Consider the following 18005-nt stretch of genomic DNA (forward strand, 5'->3'; position numbering starts at 1 on the left):
TGCCACTCGGTGATTGTTATTCGAAATCCTCTTCCGGGGATTCGTCGGTTTCCGCTGCTGTGCCTGTTTTGCTGGTGAGCAGGTCATCGAATCCACCGGCGGCGAGGATCTTTTGCTTAACCTCTTCAGTGATCTCGGGATTCTCTTTGAGGAAGACACGTGCCTTTTCCTTGCCTTGGCCGAGTTGCATCTCGCCGTAGCGGAACCAGGCACCGGTACGCGAGAGGATTTTTTGCTCGACGCCGAAATCAAGGATATCTCCTTCGTAGCTGATGCCATCCTTGTGCATCATGTCAAACTCGGCAGTACGGAACGGAGGGGCCACCTTGTTCTTGACCACTTTGAACCGTACTCGTTGGCCTACGACTTCTTCTCCATCTTTGAGCTGGCCGATGCGACGCACATCGATACGGCACGAGGAATAGAACTTGAGTGCGCGGCCACCTGGCGTGGTCTCGGGGCTGCCGAACATAACACCGATCTTTTCGCGGATTTGGTTGATGAAGATCACCGATGTCTTGCTCTTGGCAATCGCACCGGTTAGTTTCCGCATCGATTGGCTCATCAGCCGTGCCTGCAAGCCGACGTGTGAGTCGCCAATCTCTCCATCGAGTTCCTTCTTTGGCACGAGGGCCGCCACAGAGTCGACGACAATCACATCTACAGCGTTACTCTTGATGAGCATCTCGGTGATGTGCATGGCCTCTTCGCCGTGCCCTGGTTGGCTTACCAGCAGTGTTTCGAGGTCGACTCCCAGCTTCTTGGCCCAACTCGGATCGAGAGCGTGTTCGGCATCGATAAAAGCGGCGATCCCACCCGCCTTTTGAGCCTCAGCGATTACATGCAGCGCCAGGGTGGTCTTGCCGCTCGACTCGGGACCGTAAACTTCGATAATGCGTCCCCGTGGGATCCCCTGGCCTCCGAGCGCGATGTCTGCCGACAGGCTGCCAGTCGAAATCCCCTCAATGCGGCAAATATGGTCGGCCCCCAAAGGCATAATCGACCCTTCGCCGAACTGCTTTTCGATGGCTTCAACTGTGTTGCGGAGTTCGGGGCTATTAGAAAATATCTTAGTAACCGCGGAGGGGGCGGTTTTTTTGGTGGATTTCGACTTCTCTTTCTTGGCCATCGTGGTTCTCGAAGCGGTGTTGTTTTTCGAAGTGTTGATTTTCGGTGCTGAATTCTTGCTGGCTACTGCTGTCACCATAACTGGGGTCCCTTTATCCATCAGAAAAGGCGGAAATGCAAGCCGCCGGGCGGCACGATAACTACTGTACGCACGAATAGTATATCGGTGTTCACTAGTCGGTTCAAGAGGTGTTTTTTTGGCGGGTTTTATGGCATTTTCGGTTGGGACGGGGAGTCGGAGCGGGGGAAACGCGCTCCCCTGCGGATTGCGGCTAAACGCCGTGGGCTCGCGGCGAACGGAGTGACAGATGGGGGCACCCATTCCCGTGGTGAGTTGTTTAGTTTTTGACGGAACTTTTTTTTATTAAAAAACCCCCTCTCATTTCGCCTGCCAGAATCGCTCCAACTTGTTAGCGATCCAAGGCTTACGTCATTCCAGCAGGTGGCGACCCAGGGGGGTTTTATAAACAAATATTATTCCTCCGCTCAGTTTCGCGGCGGTGATCGCTGGCCTCGATTGCTTTGATGGCAGCCGCGACATCCGTGTCGAAACCGCCGGTGATCTCCTCGATGTCGCGCCGCAACTTGTCGTAAAAACGCTCTTCGGCAGGTTTTGGAGCGGGGTCCCCTTGCAGGGCTGAGCGGTATTGGCCAAAACGCACTTTCTGCAACTCGTCGAGCCGAGAGCACATCCGCTGGAGTTGGGCCTCGTCGGTGCATTCGTCGGCCATAATGCTGGCGACCTCGTCGAGGAGTGTGCGGACCTCGCTCGGTGGGAGGGAGTCCGGCTTGCGTTGGGCAAAACGTTCGGGGCAGGTTCTTTCGAGCAGCCAAGCAGCGGCCCGCCAATTGGAGTTGGCGGCTGTGCGGAGGGCCCGCAGCGGCGACAACCCGGCAGCCGTTTCCGCGGCGGCCAACTGCTCGGCAAACACCGGATCGCGGCCCGCCTCATTACGAATGGTGGCCACAGTGCAGCCAACATGCCGCGCCGCCTCATCGTATCCCGCGCCGACCCCAATCAGCGAGCAGACTTCGCGCCGGCGGAACGGATCAGCCAGTGCGCGAGGGCGCCCTGGTGGGTTTTTGGTGATGTTTTCTGGTTTTCTGGAAGTAGACATGTTGTGAGTGTGAAAAAGGGTGCTGAAAGGAAATGACGGTCCCAACGCGACCGTGGCCGCAACCAGAAATCGTGGAACAGGAGGCAGCAGAGCTAACAGAGAAGAAGAGAAATTGAGTGAGAAGAACGCAAATCTACGCCGGTCTTCTATTTCCTCCGTTCTCTCAGTTATCTCCTGTTCCATATAGTTTGAGTAAACTTTGAAACATTGGTGCCACAGAGAACACCGAGAGCACTGAGAATTCCTTGCGTTCTGTGCTCTGAGATCTCTGTGCTACTAACGTTTGGAATATTTGAATCCTGACAAACATTTTACACACAATACATTTCACAATATCCCAACTCGTCATCTGGAAAGAAGATAGTCTCTCGCAGAGACGCAGAGACAGCAGTGAATAAAATCGTTTATCTCTGTGTCTCCGCGTCTCTGCGAGAAAAATATTTCGGTTGCGGCTAGGTGCCGCGCTGGGATCTCTGTGGCCATTTTTAATTGGCCAATTATTCGACATTGCAATTCTCCTGGGCTGCCCGCTTTGATGCTGGATCTAGACAGTCACGCACCCTATCAAACTCAGTGGTCCAAAAGCGAGTGAAAAATCGGAGATTCAGTGCTGTGCGCGGGTCTCCCGTCTCCGCCTACAGCACAACTATGCACAGCGACTTAGGGAAACTTTGTTGTGGTGATCACGCATTCGTTTGGTAGGATGGGTGCTCGCACCCATCTTTCGGCTTCCTGCCAAGGCAGATGGGTGATCCTGCTGGCGGAGAGTCTATTGGAATGTGCAACGTCCCCCCGCCAGCAGAACCACCCATCCTACTTGCAGGTGGTTCGCTGCCCAATCAAATCCGTCGACCCAACAGCCCGATGCTTCCATACGGAAACGAAATTTGTGTAAAACGGTTGGCGACGAGATTGGATCTTGCGAGAGTCACACAGAGCGCGGGAGACCGAAGAAGGAGATAGGGCCGGATAGATAGTTCTGACTTCTTTATTCTTCAATTATACATTGCTGAACGCTAAATGGCACGATTGACTCTGCACCAATCAAATGACTAAAAAAAGCGTCGGTTGGATACTCAATGCCCGTTAACCGGATTAACATCCTAATTTGGTCTTGCGTTCTTTTTTGTTGCAATCGCTTTCTTGCTACTTGTTGGTGGGGCGATCCGCGTACATTTCGAACAGCGACGCCATGAACTATACAAGTCTGGGAAGAACGACAATGCAAAGTGACCGGTCGGTCAAATTATGGTTTGGTAACTCGGGAGAGAAGAGAAGCTGTCGCCCGCTTCAGGGCTGTTCATTCTTATTTCTTTCTTTCCAGGGGCTTACGCACCCTGGCTATTGACTGTCGCCACTGCGTGGCTGAAAAGACCTATTCCTGTGGCGTTGCCACGGGCTACCATGAGGTAAGCCATTAGCCAAAATTGGAAATGCTTCTTCGTCACTGAGATCGCCGGATTGGGGCGCGAAGAATAGGGAAATCGTTTGGCACGCTCCGCTCTGGCGAGCACCAGTTTTTATTAGGATCGGCCGGGCACATCGCGGCTGAACGAACTATGCGGCGCGGGTAACGGGGCTCGGGGAAGCTGATGACGCAACGGAAGTTCTTATTAATCGAACATGGATCGGCTGAATACGAGCAGAGTCTTGTGCTGCGAGACGAAGTTCTCCGCAAGCCATTGGGACTCCGGTTTTCTGACGAAGATTTGGTGCTTGAGCGCGATTTCTATCATTTGGTCTGTTTGGAGGACGGCCGGGTTGTCGGCTGCCTGGTGTTGGTTCCGCAGGACGAAGAAGACGTCAGAATGAGGCAAGTCGTGGTCGTACCCCACTTGCAAAGGCAGGGAATCGGTCGTGGGCTCATCGAGTTTGCAGAAGCCGTCGCCCGCGAGGAAGGCTTTACGATCATAACGCTTAACGCTCGTGACTCTGCCAAGGTATTTTATGAAAAGCTGGATTACCAGCAGGTGGGGGAACCGTTTGTCGAGGTAACGATTCGGCATTGGAAAATGCGGAAGGGGTTGTGAATTCAGTGGAGTTCGATCAACGGGGCAATTGGGACTTGGAAGATGGCGCGCTCCGCTCTGGTCGAGCAGGACTCGGCCGCCGCGTCGCGGCTAACTGGAGGCGTCGCGGCTAAGGGGGAGAATCCTCGTTTCCCTGCGGGACGCGGCTTAGCTCGAGGGCTGTTAAGCGGTCCATGGTTAGGCCGAGTTCTTGTGCGTAATTTTCGTTAGCGGGGTTTTCGGAAAGTAGTTTCGAGAAGACTGCTTTCGAGGCGAGGAGTTCCTGCTCGGCGGAGTCGGTATCGCCGTTGGCATCTTGCAGTTCACCCAGTAGACGGTGGGCAATGCCCAGGTCGCGACGGTAGGTTGGCATCGAGTCGGCCAGGGCTGCCAACTCTTCGAGCAAATTCACTCCTCGCTGGGCAGACTTGATGCAAACAGTATTGTTTTCTTGCGTCTGCCATTGACTCGCCAGATTGATGTATACCCCTGCTAACTCAAAGGCGTAGCTGTGGACCTCCGGGTTTCGCAACTTCAATTCTTCCAAGAGCTCAATCGCTTGTTGGTAGTATTCAATCGCTGCTTCTGGCTCCTCTCGGTTGACTTTGAGATCGGCTTCCCCTCGCAGGCAGAGTGCCAAGTTTCGTTGATGGCTCATTTCGTGGGGTTCACTCGCATGGAGCTTAGAAAACAGATCGATTGCGGCAAGGAAATTGGTTTCTGCGACGACATCGTCTCCCGAAATCCTGCGTACTACGGCCAGATTGTAATAACCCATGCCGAGGTCTCGCTGCAACTTGGGATCGGTCGTGTCGATCTTGTCGACCTTGGCCATGCGAATCATTTGCGCACGTTCAAAGAGTGGAAGTGCCTTGTCCCATTCGCCCACGGCGCGATAGGTATTGCCAATGTTCATGACGCTACTGGCAAACATGCGAGCCGCCTCGACATCCTCGGGGGCGTTCTTGGCGAGTTCTTCGCGGACGTCGGCGGATTGCTGGAAATAGTCGCGAGATTCTTCAATGCGCCCCAGCCGCAAGAGTGCCCCGCCCATCGCGTTGAGCGTTTGACCGTAACTGCGTTGTACCTCTGAATTGTCGGGAGACGACTCCAGTAGTTGCTCTTGCAATTCAACCGCACGCTCAAAATGAGGTAGGGCATCTTTGGGGGAGTCGACTAACTGCACAATCGTGCCGACCAGATAGTTAGCCTCGGCCACCTCTCCTTGCAAGGAAGGATCGTCTTGCCGTTGTTCGAGGAAGTCCTGGTAATAGACGAGTGCCCGACGCAAGAGCTCCTGGCGGAGGTTTTGCATGCCAGGCTGTTGGATTAGCGTGTTTTCGCTCACGTCAGTCAGAAAACCTCGGACAGCGCTACGGGCCAGGTCAAAGTTACGCTGAGCGAGTTCACGTTGTTGGGTTGCCTCGACAAAGTTGCTTTGCGCCTGTTCCCGGGCCGTCCTTTCGCGAACGTTCGCGGCGCTGAGAAGAACGACTCCGATGGTGAGGGCAGTGACGGCCACGGTGAGGGCAGCAGCCGAGCTAAGGACAAGGGCTTTGTGATTGCGGATCCAGCGCCAAGCACGGGCCGGCAAGGGCTCACGGTAGGCAAGGACTCGCTCGTCGGCCATGAAACGTTCCAAGTCATCGGACATCCCGCGGGCCGACTGGTAGCGATCTTGTGGCAGGCGAGCCATGGCTTTGAGGCAGATTGCCTCGAGAGCGCGAGGAACCTGAGGATTTATCTCGCGAGGCTTGGGAAAGCGACTCATCTGGACGTTGCCCAGGACTTCTTCTTCGTTCCCCTTGAAGGGAGGGGAACCAGTCAAAACGTGATAAAGGGTAGACCCTAGGCTGTAGATATCGCTGGTGGCATCAAGCGCATCGAGTCGCCCCGCCGCCTGCTCGGGACTCATGAACGAGGGGGTACCAACGACGCGGCCAATCTGGGTGCTGGTGGAACTGGCTCGCTGGGTGGTTTGCACTTTCGGGACAATGGATTCGTCAGTCTGGGTTGGATCGGTGAGCGTCTTGGCAAGGCCCCAGTCGACGACCAACGTTTCGCCGTAGTCCCCCAACATAATGTTGCTTGGTTTGATGTCGCGGTGGATGACGCCCCGGCTATGGGCATAGTCAAGGGCGTGGCAAACGTGGATGATCTTGGCCACCAACTGGCGAAATTGCAACTGCTTCTCGGCGGGAGGAGAGGTGTCCTTGTAGAAATCAGTGACTGCATCTTGCAGGTTCAGACCGTGAATGAACCGCATCGCATAGAAGGGTCGACCATCGGCAAAATGGCCCAGGCTGTAGACGGGGACGACACCTGGATGCTCGAGTGCTCCCGTGATTTCCGCCTCGCGGATGAAGCGATTACGATTCTCCTCGTGGTCTGCGTGGGCCGGGAGAATCTCTTTGAGGGCAATCTCGCGGTGGAGTTCTTCGTCTAGTGCAATAGATACACAACCTAGCCCCCCTTTCTGATGAACTCTTAGGAAGGTGAATCGTTGTTTCGAGTCGGCGATCTCACTCGTAACCGGAGCCAGGGTTGTGTATTGATCTGTGCTAGGAGTTGCCAATGTGTCGAACTCGACGGTTCCTTTTACGTCGGTATCATCGATACCTTTGAGCGTGGCACGCACCGCTTCGAAAGCTTCGAGCGATTTAAGACTCTGCCGGGGATCATCACCGTTGCGCTCGAGATGTTTGCGAACGACTCCATCGATGAGCTGGCTCTCTTCACGACTGAGCATCCCTTGCTCGACAAAGACCTCGCTCAGGGGCGTTTCCTTGTCGAGTATCCAGCGGCTTGTGGCAGCGATAAGATCATCGCGAGAGACAAAATCAAGCTGCACCGCCAGCACCCCAAAGAGCAAGTTTCGATCGGCGGAAGCAGTTGCCATGGCTGCGACTTACGGCGGACTAGTGACATTTTTCAGTACGAACTGTAGTGTACGAAGCCACTAGTGATGTTGCAAAGGCCGATCCGCTACTTGGGCCCGGCAACTCGTTGAGTTGCGGCTAGCTTATTCCTAGAAGATCCGTTGCAGCTGGAGATTGTACTCAAAGTCGAAGCCGCGGTTGGTACCCGTGGTAACAGGTGCAGTGATACCGTTGGTTATTACCCAGTTGCCTACGTTGGCTGACACGCCTCCTACAAGATTGACGATATCAACGCGATTGTTGCGGTTGCCGACTGTGATGGTATCAAAGCCTGTAATGGAGGAGCCAGAGACCGTGACCAAGGGGACCTCTCCCAAGCTGGCATCGTTGAGAGTGGTTGTGTAATGTACCTCGAACAATCCCGAAAGTCTTTGAATAAAATCTGCATTGGGATCCTCGGCCAGCACATAGCCCCATCCCAGGTTAAGTCGCATAAGGGTTTGAGGGATGATTTTCCCCACTCCAATGGGGAAGGGAGTGATGAATCCGTATTGAGTATCCCCTGCTTCGGGAAAGTTGTTGCTTACGGTGCCACTTCCATTGGTATCGTAAGTCGCCAGTCCTCCACCGCCAACCGTGAAGAATGAACTGTTGGCAGCTACTTCCACTTGCATAAACCCTTGGTGGAAGAACCGTTCGGTTGGTTGGACGACCCACGCCAGGTAGGGTGAAAGATAGACAGTCTCATTGGAGGCAATAGACGAAATCTGAATGGCGTATCTGGCCAAAAGATCTGGGTCCGTAAAGGTGATGTATTCATCGATGGTCGCGTCGTAGGTGACGTCCCGAGCCGTGGGCAAGGTCACGCCAAGCCCGGCCGAGATGGCATAGTTCTCACGTTCGCAAAGCAAGGCTTTGAAGATCATGGAGATGTTGCCCAACTCTACTCGACGATCGCTGTTGAATCCAAAGAGCGGATCAAATCCAGGAGCAAAACCGACGGTTTGATCGAAGGGATTTACAGCGTAGGAGCCTATCTGAGAGTTCAAGCGATAATCGAGAGGCATCCTGATTTCCATCGACATCATGCGATCGAAGAAGGTTTTTTCGCCGGCAAGCGTGAAGCGGTCGATGTTAAAATCTTCAGAAAAATCGAAGACGCGCGTCGGTGTCGCGTTCTCAAAATGACGGTAGCTGAAGTAGACTCGATCGGTGGGCAATGGGGTATTGGCTTCGGAAATATTGAGTCTGCTGCAAGCCATCGTAGGATGACCTAGATCGACATCCAGGAAAGAACCATACGACAAGCAGGCACCAGCCCCCGTGTCACCAATCATGAAGGGTACGCTGGAGAGCCCGGAATCACGGGAGGAATCGCTAGATGATTGTTGTCTCTGGGCCAATTGCATGCCAGGACGCCGCTGGGGGGCGAGCATCTGCGCTAGTTCCAGATTGCTATCTTCGATGAGGGGCAACTCGTGGAGTTCTTCGGTCGATGAGTCGACGATTGCGGGTGACCAATAACTGGCCGGGTCGCCAAGCAGCGAGTCGATCTGCTGATCCGCCGCCCAGACGGAGTCGAGCGGGAGTGAGAATAGAACTATTACTGTCACCCAATCAGCGCAGCATGTGCGCAATCGTCTGCAATCGAACATCGTCAAAGCCCTCCCTGGACTCACGCGAAATACCCTCTGCGGATTACTCCCCATCCATGGGGAGTGTGGAGCCATCTTCAAAGCACGCCAGAGGTTGGCCGCCACATTCTCATGCATCGGGGGACCAGACACGCTGATTGAGAGGATTACAACGCGTGGCGCAAAGATTCCATGCTAGCGGTGCCGGTAGTATCGGTTATGCCGAACGCAATGAAAACGAGCCCACCCGACATCCGTTACAAACCGTAAAGTTTGCCACGCTCGATGGGCCTATTCACCTAGTCGCGAGTGTGATAACGGGACATAGGTCGCACCAGAGCGAGAGAGTCTACTGGCAAAGACTACCACTTCGTCGACGCTCATTGCTCCCCCGTCGAAGTCGGAGAGGTGGTTCAATTCGCTAATCAAGCCGGCCTGGTTTCCAGTTCTGGAGCCTACGCGGCCCAGAGTGAGATGGGGCACAAATTTGCGAAGCTCACCACGAAACCCGAGATCTTCCAAATTTCGCTCAATGGCTGCCTGCAATTGACAGAACTCGTCGGATCCTTCGCCAACCCCGAGCCACAATGTGCGAGGACGATCCGACTTGGGAAAGGCACCTATTCCCCGTGCTGCGAGAGAAAACGGCTCTAGTCGGCTTGCGACTCTCTGGACGCGCCGGCAGACCTCGGCGATTTCTTCGTCGGTTAGATCGCCCAGAAATTGCAAGGTCCAATGCAGGTTCTCGGGCTCAACCCACTTCACCTGCTCGGCATGTGGCCTGAGCCGTGAAATGACCTGTTGGGCCTGGGTATGAACCCCGTCAGAGGCTTCCACGGCGATGAAGGTGCGAGTTTTGGCCATAGCGAAGTGATAAGAGTCGGGGGCGAGGACGCCCCCGGCTCGCTTAACTATTAGCCTTCGCCACTCTCGTCGTCGTCACCACCTTCGGCAATGGCACCTACGGGCTCTGGCTCGGATTCGCCAGATAGTATTCCTTCAAAAGCCAATTGCTTCTTGTCGGCGACTTTCTTCACGCTCACGCGGATGATGTCTTTGCCGTTGAATTCGCCCTTAAGGAGTTCTTCAGCCAGGGGATCCTCGACGAAGGACTCGATCGCACGCCGCAATGGCCGCGCACCATAATCGGTGTTCGAACCTTTCTTGACGAGGAATTCTTTGGCTTCGTCGGAAAGCTCAAGCAAGAGACCTCGCTCTTGTAGACGACTGCGAATCTTGCTGAGTTCCAGTTCCACGACTTCCTTCAAGTCCTTTTGCGTCAAATGACGGAAGACAATGATGTCGTTCACGCGATTGATGAATTCAGGACGGAATACCTTTTCGATTTCCTCGACAACGCGTTTCTTCATGCTGTCGTAGGAGGCATCTTCGTCGGGCTTCTGGAAGCCAAAAGCGGCTTCGTTCTTGATCGCGTCGGCACCTGCATTGGTTGTCATGATCAAGATCACGTTGCGGAAATCGACGTTGCGGCCAAAGCTGTCGGTGAGCCGGCCTTCTTCCATGAGCTGTAACAGCATATTGAAAACTTCAGGATGTGCCTTCTCGATTTCGTCCAGAAGCACTACGGCGTAAGGACGTCGGCGGATCTGCTCGGTAAGCTGACCTCCTTCTTCGTAACCCACGTAACCTGGAGGGGCACCAATCAGTCGGCTAATGTTGTGCTTTTCCATGTACTCGCTCATGTCGATCTGGATGAGTGCATCCTGATCGCCAAACATGAACTCGGCCAAAGCCTTGGCCAACAAGGTCTTGCCGACGCCTGTTGGACCGGCAAAGACAAAGCACCCTGTCGGACGCTTGGGGTCCTGCAAACCACTGCGGCTGCGGCGCACTGCTTTGGCGATAGCTTTGATCGCTTCGTCCTGGCTGATGACGCTTTGGTGCAGTTCCTCTTCCATCTTCATCAGGCGGAGCGTGTCTTCCGTGGTCATGCGCGTGAGTGGGATACCGGTCATCTTTGAGACGACCTCCGCAATGACTTCCTCATCGACCACACCACCATTTTCACGAGACTTATCTCGCCAATCCTTGGTGATCTGCTGCTTCTTTTTCTTGAGCTTATCGGCCTGGTCGCGGAGAGCGGCGGCCTTTTCAAAATCCTGGTTCGCAACCGCCTCTTCTTTTTCGCGGTTGAGTTGCTCGACGTCGTCGTCGATCTCTTTGAGATTGGGCGGCTTGCTCATCGTCTTGAGACGTACGCGGGCACCGGACTCGTCAATCACGTCGATCGCCTTGTCTGGCAGGCAGCGACCGGTGATGTAACGGTCGGAGTATTCCACAGCCGCCTTGATGGCGTCATCGGTGATTTGAACGCGGTGATGCTCTTCGTAGCGGTCGCGTAGCCCTTCAAGAATTTTGACGGTGTCCTCAGGGCTACTCGGCTCAACCAGCACTTCCTGGAAGCGGCGGGCCAGTGCCGAATCTTTCTCGATATATTTTCGATACTCATCCAGAGTCGTGGCACCGATGCATTGGATCTCGCCGCGAGCGAGGGCAGGTTTTAGCACGTTCGAGGCATCAATGGCACCTTCGGCGCCACCAGCACCCACGAGGGTATGCAATTCATCGATGAACAGGATTGTGTTCTTCGCGCGGCGAACTTCGTTCATGACGGCCTTGATGCGCTCTTCGAATTGGCCGCGATATTTCGTACCCGCGACCATCATCGCCAAGTCCAGCACCACGATTCGACGCTCGAGCAATAGTTCCGGCACGTTGCCATCGACCACACGCTGGGCAAATCCTTCGACAATGGCGGTTTTTCCAACACCAGCTTCACCCAACAGCACGGGATTGTTCTTCGTGCGGCGGCAGAGCACCTGGATCGCCCGTTCGATTTCCTTCTCGCGGCCAATCACCGGGTCGAGTTTGCCTTGTCGAGCAAGTTCGGTCAGGTCGCGGCCAAAGCTATCTAGGGCAGGAGTCTTGCTCTTGCTGCTCTTACGGCTCTCGCGTTCCTCTTCGCCCCCTTCGCCAACACGACCACCACGCGGAGAGTCTTCCCCCTCGAGGCCGTGACCTAGCAAATTCAATACTTCCTCGCGAACATCTTCCAGCTTGAGGCCCAGGTTCATAAGTACTTGAGCGGCGACACCTTCTTGCTCGCGGAGGAGGCCCAGCAGGATGTGTTCAGTGCCGACGTAGTTGTGATTCAGATGGCGGGCCTCTTCCATCGAATACTCGATGACTTTCTTGGCACGCGGTGTCTGAGGCAGTTTGCCCATGGTCACCATGTCAGGGCCGCTCTGCACAAGCTTCTCCACCTCAAGGCGGATCTTGCGGAGATCGACGTCTAGATTCTTCAGCACGTTGGCCGCGACACCGCTCCCCTCTTTGATCAATCCTAGGAGGATATGCTCGGTGCCGATGTATTCGTGATTGAATCGTTGGGCCTCTTGGTTGGCCAATTGCATCACTTTGCGGGCGCGGTCTGTGAAACGTTCGTACATGGGTCTTCTCCCGGGGACTATTTGCCAATCCGCAACTGGCAAGTTTCCTCATTGTGGATTACGCTGCCAGGCGTCGGTTGGTTTCGTTGTTCATCTCTTGCTGATCGCTAGGTTCTTCAGCAGAGATTTCGTTTGTGTGTTCGTTATTGGCTTCTTGTTCAAATGATACTGTCGTCGCGGCGAGTTCCTGTCGCTCGTTAATTTCCTGTCGCTCCGCTGCGATTTCGTATTGCCACTCGTCGGCAGCTTCCAGCCGAGCGAGTTTGTCTAGTTGGCGAAGTGCTTCGCTATATCTGCCCTGACGCCGCCACAGCGTGGCAAGCATCAATCGGCCCTGCACGTCGCGGGCATCCTCTTTGAGCAGTTTGAGGAGCAGTTGCTCCGTGGCCACCCAATCGCCCGCCAGGTACACCCTTTGGGCATCGATGAACAATTGTTCTCTCACCTGCCTTCCTAAGGCAACAGCAACACTGGTTGCTGACTCATCATGAGGCATCTGGCTGGCAATTTCCTGATTCCCGCTACGTCGCAAGTCGACGCGACTTCGCCACAATGAAAATAACCAGACAACGGCCAAAGCAATCGTGCCACCTAGTATATGCTGCGGTGGGATCCACTCATCATATACGCAGGTCGCCAGCAATAGCGTGTTGGCCAATGCGGTAAATCCTACCGCCACAACCAGTCCTACCCAAGACCCCCGATTCCACAGTTGGGGCAATCCTGGATAAAAACACGCTATCCTTGCTAGTTTTCGCGTTGGTACCATGAACATTTCCAATACCGCGCGGACTCCTTGATACCAATTCCTGGCATTGCCAGATCAGCGTCAAAACAGTCTCGAAAGTGTAGCCCGCAGCGGTTTCAAAGCAAGGCAACCTCAAACGGGGTCACATTTTAGGGCATCTCAAAGGTTTTCGAATTGTCTGATAAATAGAGTGACAAGTGGGAGAGTCGGCCTAGGACAGTTCGCTGATGGGGAAGATAACGATAATAGTGGCAGGCGACGAGGGCGGTTTAGGTTGCTGAGTACCAAACTGGACATCTGGGCGAGGCTCGCGAAGCAGTCATAATAGGGAATTACGATTGCTAGCATGATCTTGCACAATTTTATGAGTGACAATTCCACCTTTCGCGTTCTTGATGCCGCCGCCAATCGGGCGCTCGAAGGTGCGCGTGTAGTCGAGGACTTTTGCCGGTTCGTGCTCGACGATGCCCATCTCACCCGGTTAGTCAAAGAGCTTCGGCACGATTTGGCCCCGGCACTCGTCACCTTGCCCCGCGAAAGTCGCCACGCCCAGCGTGAGACGCAGCAGGATATAGGGACAGAGATTTCGACTCCGAGTGAGGCCACTCGGACAGATGCGTGGGATGTCTGTCAGGCAAGTTCTGAGCGAGTGAAGCAGTCATTGCGTAGCCTGGAAGAATTCAGCAAAACAATCTCGCCAGAAATCGCATCTCGATTCGAAGCACTCCGCTACCAGTGGTACACGATAGAAAAATCCTTATCCGCAACCCACACCAGCCGCTCGCGGCTTGGCGACGTTCGGCTCTGCGTGCTGGTTGATGGCAGAGAAAGTATCGAGGCATTCGCAGAGCTAGTTCAGCAACTGGCGGATGCCGGCGTCGATATGATTCAACTGCGCGACAAAACTCTCGGCGATCGGGAGTTAGTCAAGCGAGCATCCCTCCTTCGCGAAATCTCATGTTCACACGAACCCGCTCCGCTGGTGATCATCAACGACCGGGCCGACATCGCCACAGCTGCAAATGCCGACGGGGCACATCTCGGGCAAGATGACTTGAACGTGAAAGCGGCCCGCGCGATCATCGGGCCGCGCAAGCTGATCGGTGTTTCAACGCATAACATTGAGCAGGCCCGCGCGGCAGTGCTCGACGGCGCGAACTACATAGGCGTGGGGCCGACGTTTCCTTCGCAGACCAAATCGTTTGATCAGTTTCCTGGGACGGAGTTGCTCAAACAAGTGGCAGCGGAAATTTCGCTCCCGGCGTTTGCGATTGGCGGGCTCACGTTAGAAAGTCTGCCTGAGGTATTGAAGACGGGGATCACACGGGTGGCGGTGAGTGGGGCGGTGGTTGGGGCGGATAATCCGCGTGCAGCGTTGACGGTTTTACTCAATACTTTAACTAGGGATGAATCAATCCCACCATAAAAAAAGTTCTTTTGACGATTCTATGCTATATGCTAACAAGCGTATCCCCATGGCGGTCGAAGTTGTAAATCCTCCGCTTCCGGATTCAAGAACAGATTGAAGTTCGGGAGGGATGTCCATTTTCTCGAACTCAGAATCTTGTTCATCTAACATCTCTTGCATTCTTTTCGATAATTCTGGGTAAAGTCGACAAGCTTCTTCAAATAGTTCGGGGCTTTCATTCTCATTCATCAGCCCAACACCCTGCTCAACAGTATCGGGGCAGAATTCATAAACTTCTTCGGCAAACAGGCAGATATTTTCCGGTAATTTCTCAAAACGGACGGCGACCCAGCTATTGGCAGCACCGATAATTTTGAAGCTGCAACGGGTTTCCCAATCTCTAAGTCGTTGAACGATATCTTTATTGGCTATTTCGTAGTTTGATCCGTCCGTTTTTAGAGTTAGAATTATTTCGTAGGGGTCAGACGTCTTCAATACGACAACACTATCACCAGATTCCTCATGATCAACCGATTCACTCCAGAATGCCATATAACCAGCATTTGCTAATTCAACTTGAAGTTCATTGAGCAGGGATTGAACTTTCTCGCGTTCAACGCTAATCGATAGTCCATCTGCCCCTACAGGCTCATACTCATCATTTAGCGAAATCAAACGACCCAATTTCCTTCCACTGATCCTTCTAATCGCTTCGCAGACTTCTAAATCGAAACCAATTGATTCGGCAATCGCTTTTTCTTGATCTGACAAAGTCATTTTTTCCCTTAGCTGAGTCCTGGTTTGGTGGGAGAATAGTGGGAGAATATTAGAATCTAAAGTAACTGCTGAGAATAGCAGCACCCCGGAAGATTCTCTCGGCGGCTCCGCGAACTCTGTGTTTAGCCCATTTCCCACCCTGCGCGCCGCAATCACAATGCGGTAACATGAGAGACTCCTGGCGCTGACGCTTCCGGCTCGCCTCGTGTTCCTTCCCACAATCCATAATTTAAATTCCTATGCTTCACGCTGTAATCATGGCCGGTGGTACCGGCACTCGTTTTTGGCCCGCTAGTCGTGCCGCGACTCCTAAACAACTCTTGCCATTGGTGGGAAAGGCGACCATGATTCGCCAGACTTACGATCGGCTGGAGGGGCTGGTGACTCCTGAGCAAACACTGATTGTTACCAATCAGCAGCTTGTCGCGCCTATCACAGGGCAAATCCCTGAACTCCCAGCCACGCAGATTGTGGGGGAACCTTGCAAACGTGACACTGCCCCTTGCATTGGGTTGGCAGCTTTGTTGGTGAGTCGCAATGATCCAGACGCCACGATGCTCGTGATGCCTGCCGATCATGTGATTCGTTCCAGCAACCATTTTCAGTCAGCGGTAAAGCAGGCCGTGGAAATGGTTAGCAAGGGTCAAGCTCGAATCGTAACCTTTGGGATTAAGCCGACCTATCCGGCGGAAATTTTCGGCTACATCCACCGGGGGGCCGCCATCGACACTCGTGGCGACTCGGCACCTTCGTACATGGTGAAGCACTTTCGCGAAAAGCCGAATGCCGCGACCGCCGCAGAGTATGTTTCCTCAGGAGATTATTTTTGGAACTCGGGAATCTTCATCTGGAAAGCGCAGACTATTCTCGACGCGCTCACGGAACAGCAACTTGAGATGCTAGAACATCTCAACAAGATCGTTGCCGTCTGGGGAACCGATAAACAAGCCGAGGTGTTTGAAAAGGAGTTTACTGCCATCGAGGGGATCTCGATTGACTACGCGGTGATGGAGCATGCGAAGAATGTGGCGGTAATCGTGGCACCCTACGATTGGGATGACCTGGGAAGCTGGCTGTCGCTAGCCCGACTTCTAGGCACGGACCGAGACGAGAACACGATCGTGGGCAAACACCTTGGCATGAACACCCGGGGCTCTATCATCCGCTCGTCGGACGACCACTTGGTTGTCACGTTAGGACTTAAGGATTGCCTGGTAGTACATACTCCTGATGCAACACTGGTCGCCAACAAGAACGATGAAGAATCGATCCGTAATATCGTCAAGCTGCTCGAGCAGCGTGGGATGACGGAATACTTGTAATCGTCACATCCGCGAACTGGTCGCTTAAGCGACCAATCCAAAAAGATTTTGCCCATGACAACACCTGAAGGACGCATTGCGGGTATCGATTATGGTACGGTGCGGATCGGCGTCGCGACGGCTGACCTGGAGATTGGTATTGCATCACCCTATGAAACCTACACGCGGCGCAACGCGGAACTCGATGCCCAATATTTCCGCGAAATGGCTACCGGCGAGCGGCTAATCAGATTCGTCGTTGGGCTACCCGTGCATCTCGATGGACAGGAAAGCCAGAAATCGTATGAAGCGCGGCAGTTCGGCAAGTGGTTAGGGGAACTTACGAGCGTGCCGGTCGATTATTTCGACGAACGGTTTACGTCCTCCGAGGCCGAGGGAATTCTCAGCCAAGCGAATTTTACCAAGAAACGCCGTAAGGCGCGACTCGACCAACTCGCCGCACAGATCATGCTCGCGGCTTATCTCGAATCAGGAGCCCGCAGCCAAAGCAATCCCCAGGGCTTGGAATGAAAGCACTAGTTGTCGGATGTGGGTATCTTGGCCAGCGGGTTGCACGTCTGTGGCAGACTGCCGGTGCTGAAGTGCATGTCGTTACTCGCTCGAAGGAGCGTGCCCGGGAATTTGCCGCGCAAGGCTTCCTACCACTAGTAGCCGAAATCATGGCGAGTGATTCGCTAGTCAATCTGCCTCAAGTAGATTCCGTTCTGTTTGCCGTGGGCTACGATCGCAATTCCTCGGTACCAATCGGCGAGGTCTATGCACCTGGCTTGGCGAATGTGCTGGACTCTTTGCCAGCCGGGACGGGGCGGGTGATCTATATCAGCAGCACGGGGGTCTATGGTCCTGCCGAGGGAGAATGGGTTGACGAGCTCACGCCCCCCAACCCTCAGCGCGCTGGTGGCCACGCTTCACTAGCCGCCGAGCAGGTGCTCGCGGCCCAGCAGATCGGCGCAAGCTCTGTCATACTCCGCTTGGCAGGCATCTATGGATCGGGGAGGATTCCCTATCTCGACAAGCTGCGTGCTGGTGAGCCTCTGGCCGTTCCGAGTGAAGGGTGGCTGAACCTGATTCACGTTGATGACGCCGCCGAGGTCGTATTGGCCGCTTGCCGATGGGCTGAGTCCTGCAAGTTGAATTCTGGGCCAGAGGTTTTTTGCGTGAGCGATGGTAGTCCCGTCGTGCGAGGGGACTATTACCGCGAGGTGGCGCGGCTTATTGGCTCAGCCGAGCCGAGATTTGTCTCTCCTTCGACTGATAGCCCAGCCGCACTGCGGGCCCGCTCTGACAAGCGAATCAGCAACCGCAAGATGATGGAGATTCTTTCGATCAAACTGCAGCATTCGAAGTACCGAGAGGGGCTGGCCGCAATTCTCGCTGGTTGACTCCTATTGAGATTGAATATCGATTTACAGGACGATTGGGCAGATATGTCCGGTAGGTTGCACACAGGTAGTCGCGACCTTTAGAATCCGGTGTCTGAGCCGATCGTTATTCTATTATCAAGATTGCGGT

The 18005-nt window shown here is 54.2% G+C and carries 13 protein-coding genes; 5 read left to right on the forward strand and 8 right to left on the reverse strand.

Annotated features, from left to right (window positions below; genetic code table 11):
• Positions 1-16: 16 nt before the first annotated feature.
• Together recA and Pla144_RS20885 are read right to left on the reverse strand one after the other, a co-directional pair.
• On the reverse strand, positions 17-1129 hold the full coding sequence (recA, locus tag Pla144_RS20880; RefSeq protein WP_146452708.1) for a recombinase RecA: 1113 nt from the start codon (positions 1127-1129) through the stop codon (positions 17-19).
• Between the two features lie 460 nt (positions 1130-1589).
• Entirely contained in the window at positions 1590-2246 is a 657-nt protein-coding gene (locus Pla144_RS20885) for a hypothetical protein (protein WP_146452641.1), read from the reverse strand.
• Between the two features lie 1592 nt (positions 2247-3838).
• Between Pla144_RS20885 and Pla144_RS20890 the strand changes: the two genes are divergently transcribed.
• Positions 3839-4276, forward strand: a complete 438-nt coding sequence (locus Pla144_RS20890) for a GNAT family N-acetyltransferase (protein WP_146452642.1) — start codon at positions 3839-3841, stop codon at positions 4274-4276.
• A 109-nt stretch (positions 4277-4385) separates the two neighbouring features.
• On the opposite strand, the gene Pla144_RS20895 is transcribed toward Pla144_RS20890, so the two are convergent.
• The 5 genes from Pla144_RS20895 to Pla144_RS20915 all read right to left on the reverse strand — a co-directional run bounded on the left by Pla144_RS20895 (position 4386) and on the right by Pla144_RS20915 (position 13007).
• Entirely contained in the window at positions 4386-7154 is a 2769-nt protein-coding gene (locus Pla144_RS20895) for a protein kinase domain-containing protein (RefSeq protein ID WP_146452643.1), read from the reverse strand.
• A 129-nt stretch (positions 7155-7283) separates the two neighbouring features.
• The gene (locus Pla144_RS20900) at positions 7284-8789 is read right to left on the reverse strand and encodes a hypothetical protein (protein WP_146452644.1); all 1506 of its coding nucleotides are present in this window, start codon (positions 8787-8789) and stop codon (positions 7284-7286) included.
• 270 nt (positions 8790-9059) lie between these two features.
• A complete protein-coding gene (gene thpR / locus Pla144_RS20905) occupies positions 9060-9632 on the reverse strand; it encodes an RNA 2',3'-cyclic phosphodiesterase (protein WP_146452645.1) in 573 nt (190 codons plus the stop codon).
• A gap of 50 nt (positions 9633-9682) precedes the next feature.
• Complete coding sequence (locus tag Pla144_RS20910; protein ID WP_146452646.1) at positions 9683-12238, reverse strand: ATP-dependent Clp protease ATP-binding subunit; 2556 nt, start codon at positions 12236-12238, stop codon at positions 9683-9685.
• Between the two features lie 58 nt (positions 12239-12296).
• A complete protein-coding gene (locus tag Pla144_RS20915) occupies positions 12297-13007 on the reverse strand; it encodes a hypothetical protein (RefSeq protein ID WP_146452647.1) in 711 nt (236 codons plus the stop codon).
• 325 nt (positions 13008-13332) lie between these two features.
• Here Pla144_RS20915 and Pla144_RS20920 point away from each other — a divergent pair, with 325 nt between their 5' ends.
• On the forward strand, positions 13333-14412 hold the full coding sequence (locus Pla144_RS20920) for a thiamine phosphate synthase (protein ID WP_146452648.1): 1080 nt from the start codon (positions 13333-13335) through the stop codon (positions 14410-14412).
• Here Pla144_RS20920 and Pla144_RS20925 read toward each other — a convergent pair.
• A complete protein-coding gene (locus tag Pla144_RS20925) occupies positions 14398-15165 on the reverse strand; it encodes a DUF4253 domain-containing protein (protein ID WP_197530881.1) in 768 nt (255 codons plus the stop codon). The two genes, Pla144_RS20920 and Pla144_RS20925, sit on opposite strands and share 15 nt — an antisense overlap.
• 245 nt (positions 15166-15410) lie before the next feature.
• On the opposite strand from Pla144_RS20925, the gene Pla144_RS20930 reads away from it, so the two are divergent.
• The 3 genes from Pla144_RS20930 to Pla144_RS20940 are packed head-to-tail and all read left to right on the forward strand — an operon-like array spanning position 15411 to position 17875.
• Positions 15411-16493: a mannose-1-phosphate guanylyltransferase gene (locus tag Pla144_RS20930; protein WP_146452650.1), complete on the forward strand. Its 1083-nt coding sequence runs from the start codon at positions 15411-15413 to the stop codon at positions 16491-16493.
• 54 nt (positions 16494-16547) lie between these two features.
• Positions 16548-17003: a Holliday junction resolvase RuvX gene (gene ruvX / locus Pla144_RS20935; RefSeq protein ID WP_146452651.1), complete on the forward strand. Its 456-nt coding sequence runs from the start codon at positions 16548-16550 to the stop codon at positions 17001-17003.
• The gene (locus Pla144_RS20940; RefSeq protein WP_146452652.1) at positions 17000-17875 is read left to right on the forward strand and encodes an SDR family oxidoreductase; all 876 of its coding nucleotides are present in this window, start codon (positions 17000-17002) and stop codon (positions 17873-17875) included. The genes ruvX and Pla144_RS20940 overlap by 4 nt, the downstream gene beginning before the upstream one ends.
• Positions 17876-18005: the final 130 nt, after the last annotated feature.

The sequence above is a fragment of the Bythopirellula polymerisocia genome (assembly GCF_007860015.1).
Lineage (GTDB): Bacteria > Planctomycetota > Planctomycetia > Pirellulales > Lacipirellulaceae > Bythopirellula > Bythopirellula polymerisocia.